This window comes from Mycobacterium sp. SMC-4, from assembly GCF_050205565.1.
Classification (GTDB): Bacteria; Actinomycetota; Actinomycetes; order Mycobacteriales; family Mycobacteriaceae; genus Mycobacterium.
Map to the genome: position 1 here is coordinate 405,683 of NZ_JBNMQU010000002.1, position 9,266 is coordinate 414,948.

Sequence of the window (9,266 nt, forward strand, 5' to 3'; positions counted from 1 at the left end):
CTGCGGGATACCGTCGGTTCATGACCACGACTGCCGAGCATCTCCGCAACGCGCTGGACGGACGCTTCCGCGACGTGAAGAACAAGATGCGTCAAGAACTGGCCCATGAGATCTTCCGGCCGCACTACACACCCAACACGGTGATCGCTCGAACCAAGGTCGCCGAGCAGATGCGGATCATGGCAGAGCGCGGCGCCGCCGAGGACGGGTTCAAGAAGGAGCACGGCGGCAACGGTGACGTGGGCTCTGCCGTCACGCAGATCGAAATGCTGGCGATGAGCGACCTGTCGCTGATGGTCAAAGCCGGCGTGCAATGGGGGCTGTTCGGCGGTGCGGTGGAGAACCTCGGCACCGAGCGCCACCACAAGGCCTATGTCAAGAAGATCATCGATCTCGAGCTGCTCGGCTGCTTCGCGATGACCGAGACCGGTCACGGCAGCGACGTGCAGTCGCTGGAGACGACGGCGACCTACGACCCGCAGACCCAAGAGTTCGTGATCGACTCGCCGACCCCGACCGCCCGCAAGGACTACATCGGCGGTGCCGCCGAAACCGCCCGTGTGGCCGCTGTTTTCGCGCAGTTGATCACCCCGGACGGCGTCGGCCACGGTGTGCACTGCTTCATCGTGCCGATCCGCGACGACGACGGTAACGACCTGCCGGGCGTGACGACGTCGGACTGCCACTACAAAGGTGGGCTCCCCGGCGTCGACAACGGGCGCATCCAGTTCGACGAAGTCCGGATCCCGCGGGAGAACCTGCTCAACAAGTACGCCGACGTCGCACCCGACGGCACTTACAGTTCGCCGATCGAGAACCCCAACCGTCGGTTCTTCACGATGCTGGGCACGTTGATCCGCGGACGCGTCACCGTAGGCGGGAGCGCCGGCGCCGCAGCGCGGGTGGCGCTGGACATCGCAACCCGATATGGGTTGCAACGCAAGCAATTCGACAACCCCGACACCGGCGAAGAAGTTGTCGTCATGGACTATCTGGTGCACCAGCGTCGGCTGCTGCCGCTGATCGCACGCTCCTACGCGCTGCAGTTCGCACAGAACGAACTGGTGGCCAAGTGTCACGAACTGCAGACCGCCGACGATCCCGATCCCGAAGAACAGCGCGAGCTCGAGTCTCGCGCGGCCGGCCTGAAGGCCGCCAACACCTGGCACGCCACCCGCGCCATCCAGGAGGCCCGCGAAGCGTGCGGTGGCGCCGGCTACATGGCCGAGAACCGGCTGATCGCACTGAAGGCCGACACCGACGTGTTCACCACCTTCGAGGGCGACAACCACGTACTGACCCAGTTGGTGGCCAAGGAACTGCTGACCACCTATGCCGACGACATCAAAGGCATGAGTCCGGTGGAATGGGTGCGCTTCGCCGCGAACTTCGCCGGTGAACGCGTGCTCAAACGCACTGCGGCGCAGACGATCATGCAGACCATCCTCGACACCCGCCAGGACAACGAGGAGGAGGGCAGCCTCTTCAACCGCGGTACGCAGGTCCAGATGTTCGAGGACCGCGAGGAATACATGCTGTCCTCGGTCGCGCGGCGGCTGCAGGCCAAGTCCAAGGAGATGAGCGCCTTCGACGCGTTCAACTCCGTGCAGGACCACGTCTTGCACACCGCGCAGGCGCACATCGACCGGATCATCCTCGAGGCGTTCGTCGCCGGCATCGACGCGTGTGAGGACGACGAGGCGCGCGAGATCCTGGGCATGGTGTGCGACCTGTATGCGCTGTCGGTGATCGAGGAGGACAAAGCCTGGTTCGTCGAGCACCGCTTCCTGTCCACCGAACGGGCCAAGGCGGTCACGCGCGGCATCAACGACCGCTGCCGACGGCTACGGCCCTACGCCGAGTTGCTCGTCGACGGATTCGGGATTCCCGAGCAGCTGCGATACGCGGAGATGCTGCATCCCGAGAACATCCCCGACGCCGATGAGCACACACCGCAGGACGCCACCAGCGCCGGCGTGATCTGAGGCTCAGGGACCCGGGATCGGGTCCAAGACCGTCAGACGCCCCTCCTCCAGGGTGACGCGGACGCTACCGATACCCGTCGGGCAGCACGGTGCATCCTGGCCCTGCCGCCACTGGTACTGGACGTGCGCGTTGTGGTCCCCCTGAGCGATCACGTTGATGTACGACCGCGGCTCGGGAGTCGGCGAACCGACCGGATTCTCGCCTGCGAAGAACAGGACCTGCTGGGGGGCGCCGTCGGCCTGCCCATCGGTGACGACCACCCAGTGCAATTCGCAGTCGGCGGTGTTTCCGCGCGCTGTCTCGCGCCACTGACCGGGCGGCAGCGCGGCGGTCTCGGCCTCGATCATCTCGGCGGCCGGTCCCTGATCGCACACGGCCGACGACGTCGGCGGCGGCGCCGAGGGGCTCCAACCACACGCCGCAGCCAAGACCGCGGTGATGGCCAGTGCCGCAAGCGGACCCGGTTTTGTCATACCGCCAAGATACGGTCCCCGGAATAAGCGACCCACGTCACAGGTTGTGCCGTCCACTTCCGACGAAAGGCATCCCATGACCGATCCCAACAAGACCCTCATCGCTGCGCTGCTAGACCGTTCCGGGTCGATGGAGACGTCCAAGGAGGCCACCGAGGAGGGCTGGCGCAAGCTCGTCGACGAGCAGCGGTCGCTCCCGGGCAGCTGTCAGGTGACGCTCGCACAGTTCGATACGGAATATGAGGTGCTCTACTCAGGGATGCCGATCGCCGACCTGCCCGAGTTCGTCGTGCAGCCTCGCGGGATGACAGCTTTGCTGGACGCGGTCGGCAAGTTTGTCACCGATGTCGGCGCCGCGTTGTCGGCGCTCCCGGAAGCGGAGCGTCCCGGACACGTGATCTGCATGATCATGACCGACGGCATGGAGAACAGCAGCCGGGAGTGGAGTCTCGACGGCGTGCGCAAGCTCGTCGAGCAGCAGCGCGACCAGTGGAACTGGAAGTTCCTGTTCCTCGGCGCCAACATGGACGCCGTCGACGTGGCCGGAAAGATGGGGATCGGCGCCGACGGCGCCATCACCTACAACGACGGGAATCACATATCGACCGTGGCGGTCTCGGCTGCGGCCAGTGCTTACATGACGTCGGCCCGGGCCGGCAGGCGTGCCGCGTTCACCGATGAAGACCGACGCGCGGCAATGGGATGATGCTGCTCCCCCGGCTGGACTCGAACCAGCAACCCTTCGGTTAACAGCCGAATGCTCTGCCAATTGAGCTACAGGGGATTGCCCTCCCGCGGCGCTGTGCTGCGGGCCAGAGAGCACTCTAGCCTACGTCTGCACGCCGGTGCCAAATCGCTCCCGGCCCGGCGCGCAGCGCGGGCTTTGAGGCAGGATGGACACAGACCGAACGTCATCTCATCCCCCCGGAGGGAGTCCTGTGATCGGGTATGTCGCCGTGCTGGCTGTCGGCTACGTGCTGGGAACCAAGGCCGGCAGACAGCGCTACGAACAGATCGCGGGAACTTACCGTGCGGTGACGGCCAGCCCGGCCGCCAAAGCGGTGATCGACGCGGGACGGCGCAAGATCGCCGAACGGGTCTCCCCGGATCCCACGCTGGTGAAGCTCACGCCGATCGACTCCAACACCTCGGTGTTGGAGCCGGAGAACGAGAAGCCGCGCTAGCCGATGCCGCGCTGAATGGTGGTGCCAGGCAGTAGCGGCGGAGTGTCGACGTAGAAGCCGCCGTACCCGAGACCGACGCGCGGGGTGCCGACGGTGGCGCCGCTGCCGTTGGAGTAGGACAGGCAGTGGCCGTCCTCGATGTTGCCGAACCACGCGAGGCACTTCGGGCCTGCGGTGACCTCAGCGGTGTCTGTGCTGGTCAGCGAGGTGTAGAGCGGGACGGCAACCGCCGCGGCCGCGAACACCCCGGCGATCAGCCGAGTTCCGTTGGCCCGGATCTTGTGCACCATCATCTCCTGCCCCTGATAACTGCCCGACGAACGATGTATCGCTCTAACGGCCTCAACTGTAACGCTGCCCGCGAAATCATGCAGTCATGTCGTTGCCACTGGCCTGCTCGAGCAGGCTACGCCGGTAGGCTTCCATGGCCACCAGGTCCCCGAACAGCGCGTGGTATTCGTCGCCCTGCTCGACCGGCGACATGCGCTGCAGCTTCGACTTCACCTCGGCGATCTGGCGACCGATCCAGACTTCCTGCAACCGGGCCAGCACACCACCGATATAGCGGGGCAGCTGGTCGTCCTCGGCGTTGATCGCCTCGACGCTGAGCTCGTTGACCAACGTGGCGGTCTGCGGCGCCGCGACGTGCGAGCGCACCACCTCGATCCACTGCGCGCCGCTCATCCCCGACCCGGTCCCGCCGGCAGTCTCGATCGCGGCCCGCACCGCGGCGTAGCCCGGATGGGTGAAGCTCTCGGCAGCGAGTGAATCGAACACCGGCCCGGCCAGCGCGGGATATTGCAGCGCCGACTTGAGCGCCTCACGCTGCGGCCACAGCGTGGGATCGGCTGGATTGGGGCGCGCCGGCCCGGTCGGCTCGGCCGGTGCGTCGCCGCCGCGAACGGCGCGCGGCCGGACCGGTTCGCCGCGGCGACGCGATCGCTCCGGCATTCCGCGTCTGGTCGCTTCCTCGCGCACCCGGGTCAGCACCTGCGCCTCGTCGCGCCACCCGGTCCACCCGGCCAGGCGGCGGGCGTACTCGTCGCGCAGCGCGTAGTCCCGGATCCGGGCCACCAGCGGCACGCATCGACGCAGCGCGTCCACCTGCGCGGAAGGGTCGTTGTCCAGGACGTCGCCGCTGGGGATCAGGCTGCGGATCGCGAACTCGAACATCGGGATGCGACGAGCCACCAGGTCACGCAGCGCGCCGTCACCGGATTTCAGCCGCAGATCGCACGGGTCCATGCCGTCGGCGGCGATGGCGACGAACGACTTGCCGGCGACCTGCTGATCGCCGTCGAACGCCTTGAGCGCCGCGGCCTGCCCGGCGGCGTCGCCGTCGAAAACGAAGATCAGCTCGCCGCGGTACCAGTTGTCGTCCATCATCAGGCGCCGCAGCAGCGCCAGGTGCGAGTCACCGAAAGCGGTGCCGCACGACGCCACGGCCGTGGTCTCGCCGGCCAGATGCATGGCCATCACGTCGGTGTAGCCCTCGACGACGACCGCGCGGTGCCCCTTGGCGATGTCCCGCTTGGCCAGGTCCAGGCCGAACAGCACCGAAGACTTCTTGTACAGCACCGTCTCCGGGGTGTTGACGTACTTGGCCTCCATCGGGTCGTCGTCGAAGATGCGACGCGCGCCGAAACCGATGACCTCGCCTCCCCCGGCCCGGATCGGCCACAGCAGCCGACGGTGGAACCGGTCCATCGGGCCGCGGCGGCCCTCGCGCGACAGTCCCGCGGCCTCCAGCTCCTTGAACTCGAAACCCTTGCGCAGCAAGTGCTTTGTCAAGGTGTCCCACCCCGAGGGGGCGAATCCGCAGCCGAATCGGGTGGCAGCGGCAGCATCGAAGTTGCGGTCCAGCAAGTACTGGCGGGCCGGGGCGGCCTCGGCGCTTTGCAACGCCTCGGCGTAGAACTCCTGTGCGGCGCTGTTGGCGGCCAGCAACCTGCTGCGGCTGCCGCGGTCGCGCTGCACGTTCGTCGTCGAGCCGCCGGTGTAGGTGACGGTGTAGCCGACCCGGTCGGCGAGCAGCTCGACCGCCTCGACGAAGCTGACGTGCTCGATCTTCTGCACGAAGGCGTAGACGTCGCCGCCCTCACCGCAGCCGAAGCAGTGGAAGTGGCCGTGGTTGGGGCGGACGTGGAAGGACGGCGACTTCTCGTCGTGGAAAGGGCACAGCCCTTTCAGCGAGTCGGCGCCGGCGCGGCGCAGCTGCACGTAGTCGCCGACGAGGTCCTCGATGTTGACGCGCTCGCGGATAGCGGCGATGTCGCGATCTGGAATCCGCCCGGCCACCGCGTCAGTCTAGAGGCCGGTGACAAGGGGCCGCGGCGAGCGGGCTTCGTGCACGCGCTCCAGTCGGCCCTCGGTGTAGCTGGCCAGCTGATCGACCACCACCCGCAGCCGGGCACCGTCGTCGGTGGCGGCTTCGAACTCGGCGGCGAACTGCGGATCGAGGCTGCCCGGCGCCTGTCCCCACAGCGCCAGAGCGACTTCGTGGACGCGGGTGCGCTGGTCGGCCTGGATCTGCAGATGGCGATGGTCGGACATGATGAACTGCAACGCAAGGGTCTTGAGCACCGCGACCTCCGCGCGCACGAGCGTAGGCACCTCGAGGTCGGCCATGAAGCGGCGCAACGGCCCGGGTCCCGCGGCCTCGCGCGTCGCGGTCACCGCAGCGTTGGCGAACCGCCCGACCAGCTCACTGGTCAGCGTCTTGAGGGCCACCGACGCGGCGAGCGTCCCGTCGAACTTGCCGACCGCCGCCACGACGGGCACCTGCGACAGCCTGTTCGCGGCGGCCATCAGCTCGTCGGGCGTCAACGCGGTGAACGACTTCGCTCCGAGGTGAGCCAGCGCGGCGGCGGCGTCATCGTCGGCCAGCACCCGCAGATCGATACGTCCGGAGATGACGCCGTCCTCGACGTCGTGCACCGAGTACGCGACGTCGTCGGCCCAGTCCATCACCTGGGCTTCCAGGCAGGGCCGCTCGGGCGGCGCGTCGGCGCGCACCCAGTCCGCGGCAGGTAGGTCGTCGTTGGAGAACCCGCCGTAGAACCCGAACTTGCGCCGCTCCCCCACCCGTGCCCACGGATACTTCGTCACCGCGTCCAGCGACGCCCGGGTCAGGTTCAGCCCCGCGCTGCGTCCTTGCGGGTCAAGCACTTTGGGTTCCAGACGGGTCAGGATACGGAAGTTCTGCGCGTTGCCCTCGAAACCGCCGAATGCCTTGGCGATCTCGTCGAGGGCCCGTTCCCCGTTGTGTCCGTAGGGCGGGTGGCCGATGTCGTGGGCCAACCCGGCCAGATCGACGAGATCGGGGTCGCAACCCAGTTCCACCGCCATGCCGCGACCGATCTGTGCGACTTCCAGGGAGTGCGTCAGCCGGGTACGCGGCGTCTCGCCCTCGCGGGGACCGACCACCTGGGTCTTGTCGGCCAGGCGCCGCAGCGCCGCACAGTGCAGCACGCGGGCGCGGTCGCGCGCGAAGTCCGAGCGGTGCTCGGCGCCGGTGCCGGGCAGACCGGCGCTCTTCGCGGGTTCGGCGACCAGACGTTCGCAGTCGAACGCGTCGTAGTCGTGCTGCAGTTCGGGGTTCACCGCCCCATAGTCTGCCAGCACGCAGTTGCGGAACCTCGCATTACATTGGCGATCATGCGCGCAACGCGAATGCTCGCCCTGCTGGGCGTGTTGCTGACCACGGCTGCCCTGCTGGCCCCCGGCGCCGGCGCTGCCCCACCGATGCGTCTGGCCGGGTACGTGACCGACCAGGCCAATGCGCTCGACCAGACCGGCCGCAGCGAAGTGCAGCAGGCCATCAACCGGCTCTACCAGGAGCGCCGGGCACGGCTGTGGGTGGTCTTCGTCGACAGCTTCTCGGGACAGAGCGCCCAGAGTTGGGCGCAATCGACCTACCGCGCCAGCGACCTGGGCAACCGGGACGCGATCCTGGCGGTCGCCACCGCCGACCGCGCCTACGCGCTGCTGGCCGGCGCCGAGGCGATGCGCGGCGTCGACATCGACGCGATCCGGATCGACGAGGTCGAACCGCGGCTGCGCGACGGGGACTGGGCCGGCGCGGCGGTGGCCGCCGCCGACGGTCTGGCCGGCGACACGGCGTCGAGCGGCGGCTCGGCGAGTTGGACGGGACTGCTGATCATCCTGGGGTTGATCGCGGTTGCGCTGCTGGTGCTGGTGCTCTGGCAGCGCCGTCGCCGACGGAAGCGCCGCGAGGCGGAGTTCGCCGCGGCGCAGCGCGTCGACCCGGCGGACCCGAATGCGCTGGCGTCGATCTCCCTCGATGCTCTCGACGACCTGTCACGGCAGATCGTCGTCGAGGTCGACAACGAAGTGCGCACCAGCGAGAGCGAATTGGCGCTGGCCGTCGACGAATTCGGCGAACGGGAGACCGCGGCATTCACGCGCGCGGTGAACAACGCGAAAATCACACTGGCTCAAGCGCTCAACGTGCGCCATATCCTCGACGACGCAGTGCCCGAGACTCCGCAGCAGCGCCGCAACCTGCTCACCCGGGTGGTTGTGTCGGCGGCCAAAGCCGACCGCGAACTCGAAGCGCAGCGCGAGGCGTTCGCCAAGCTGCGCGATCTGGTGATCAACGCGCCCACCCGCCTGGACAGTCTCACTCAGCAGATGATCGACCTGACCGCGCGGCTAGCTCCGGCCAAGCAGACACTGGCCGGCCTACGCTCGGAGTACGACGAGTCGGCGCTCGCGTCGGTGGCGGACAACATCGACGAGGCCAGGGAGCGGCTGGCCTTCGCCGAACGCAACATCGACACCGGGCGGAAGCTGGTCGCGCGGCCGGCGAACAAACAGAGCGGGCTGGTCGACGCCATCCACGCGGCCGAGGCCGCGCTCGGACAGGCGCGCACTCTGCTCGACGCCGTGGACAGCGCCGCCACCGACATCAACCGCGCGGTGAGCGACCTGCCCGCGACCATCGCCGACACGCAGCGCGGCATCGAGCAAGCAGGTGCACAACTGGCACAGGGCAGCCTGGCGGTGGCCACCCAGCTGTCGGCGGCCCGCGACGCCGCGGTGGAGGCGGTGGCACACGCGCAGAGCGCGGGCCGCGCCGATCCGCTCGGCGCGTTCAGCCGTCTCACGCAGGCCGACGCGGAGCTGGACCGGCTGCTGGCCGACGTCGAAGAGGAACGCGAAGCCGCAGAACGGTTGACGCGGACCTACGAGCAGGCGTTGTTCACCGCGCAGTCGCGGGTGCGTGCGGTCTCGGACTACATCGACACCCGTCGCGGCGTGGTCGGCCCGGAGGCCCGCGCCCGGTTGTCGGAGGCCGTCCGGCAGCTGCAAGCCGCACGCGACAAGCGGGGGACCAACCTCAACGAGGCGCTCTCCCACGCCCATGGCGCGGCCACGCTGGCCGGGCAGGCACAGACGCTGGCGAATTCGGACGTGGCCGCGGCGCAGCGGCACTTCAGCGGGCCCTACGGCGGGGGCGGCGGTGGCGGTCAGATGGGCGCGGTGATCGGCGGCATCATCCTGGGCAACGTGCTGTCCGGTGCGCTGCGTGGCGGCTTCGGCGGCGGCGGCTTCGGTGGCGGCTTCGGCGGTGGCGGCTTCGGTGGCGGCGGGGGTGGTG

At 68.5% G+C, this 9,266-nt stretch carries 8 protein-coding genes and 1 tRNA gene; 4 read left to right on the forward strand and 5 right to left on the reverse strand.

Annotation, left to right across the window (positions count from 1 at the left end):
* Positions 1-20 precede the first annotated feature (20 nt).
* Positions 21-1,985 carry an acyl-CoA dehydrogenase gene (locus tag ACQI46_RS06690; RefSeq protein WP_427093180.1) on the forward strand — a complete coding sequence of 655 codons (1,965 nt, stop codon included), beginning with the start codon at positions 21-23 and terminating at the stop codon, positions 1,983-1,985.
* Between the two features lie 3 nt (positions 1,986-1,988).
* Here the strand turns inward: ACQI46_RS06690 and ACQI46_RS06695 are convergent, their stop codons facing one another.
* Positions 1,989-2,459: an LppP/LprE family lipoprotein gene (locus ACQI46_RS06695; RefSeq protein ID WP_427093181.1), complete on the reverse strand. Its 471-nt coding sequence runs from the start codon at positions 2,457-2,459 to the stop codon at positions 1,989-1,991.
* Between the two features lie 76 nt (positions 2,460-2,535).
* Between ACQI46_RS06695 and ACQI46_RS06700 the strand changes: the two genes are divergently transcribed.
* Positions 2,536-3,165, forward strand: a complete 630-nt coding sequence (locus ACQI46_RS06700) for a VWA domain-containing protein (RefSeq protein WP_427093182.1) — start codon at positions 2,536-2,538, stop codon at positions 3,163-3,165.
* Between the two features lie 5 nt (positions 3,166-3,170).
* On the opposite strand, the gene ACQI46_RS06705 is transcribed toward ACQI46_RS06700, so the two are convergent.
* A tRNA-Asn gene (locus ACQI46_RS06705) sits at positions 3,171-3,243 on the reverse strand.
* Between the two features lie 154 nt (positions 3,244-3,397).
* Between ACQI46_RS06705 and ACQI46_RS06710 the strand changes: the two genes are divergently transcribed.
* Positions 3,398-3,643 (forward strand): hypothetical protein, encoded by a 246-nt coding sequence (locus ACQI46_RS06710; protein WP_427093183.1) that lies wholly within the window; start codon positions 3,398-3,400, stop codon positions 3,641-3,643.
* On the opposite strand, the gene ACQI46_RS06715 is transcribed toward ACQI46_RS06710, so the two are convergent.
* The 3 genes from ACQI46_RS06715 to ACQI46_RS06725 form a co-directional block, all read right to left on the reverse strand.
* The gene (locus tag ACQI46_RS06715) at positions 3,640-3,936 is read right to left on the reverse strand and encodes a DUF7155 family protein (protein ID WP_427093184.1); all 297 of its coding nucleotides are present in this window, start codon (positions 3,934-3,936) and stop codon (positions 3,640-3,642) included. The two genes, ACQI46_RS06710 and ACQI46_RS06715, sit on opposite strands and share 4 nt — an antisense overlap.
* A 73-nt stretch (positions 3,937-4,009) precedes the next feature.
* Complete coding sequence (gene dnaG, locus ACQI46_RS06720) at positions 4,010-5,941, reverse strand: DNA primase (RefSeq protein WP_427093185.1); 1,932 nt, start codon at positions 5,939-5,941, stop codon at positions 4,010-4,012.
* A 9-nt stretch (positions 5,942-5,950) separates the two neighbouring features.
* Complete coding sequence (locus ACQI46_RS06725) at positions 5,951-7,246, reverse strand: deoxyguanosinetriphosphate triphosphohydrolase (RefSeq protein WP_427093207.1); 1,296 nt, start codon at positions 7,244-7,246, stop codon at positions 5,951-5,953.
* 54 nt (positions 7,247-7,300) lie between these two features.
* On the opposite strand from ACQI46_RS06725, the gene ACQI46_RS06730 reads away from it, so the two are divergent.
* Positions 7,301-9,266 (forward strand): TPM domain-containing protein (locus tag ACQI46_RS06730; protein WP_427093186.1); only part of this gene is annotated, 1,966 nt, incomplete at its 3' end.

Bases quoted from the DNA above. Each gene is read 5' to 3' on its own strand.
- ACQI46_RS06690 (WP_427093180.1), top strand. From the start codon at position 21: ATGACCACGACTGCCGAGCATCTCCGCAACGCGCTGGACGGACGCTTC.
- ACQI46_RS06695 (WP_427093181.1), bottom strand. From the start codon at position 2,459: ATGACAAAACCGGGTCCGCTTGCGGCACTGGCCATCACCGCGGTCTTG.
- ACQI46_RS06700 (WP_427093182.1), top strand. From the start codon at position 2,536: ATGACCGATCCCAACAAGACCCTCATCGCTGCGCTGCTAGACCGTTCC.
- ACQI46_RS06715 (WP_427093184.1), bottom strand. From the start codon at position 3,936: ATGATGGTGCACAAGATCCGGGCCAACGGAACTCGGCTGATCGCCGGG.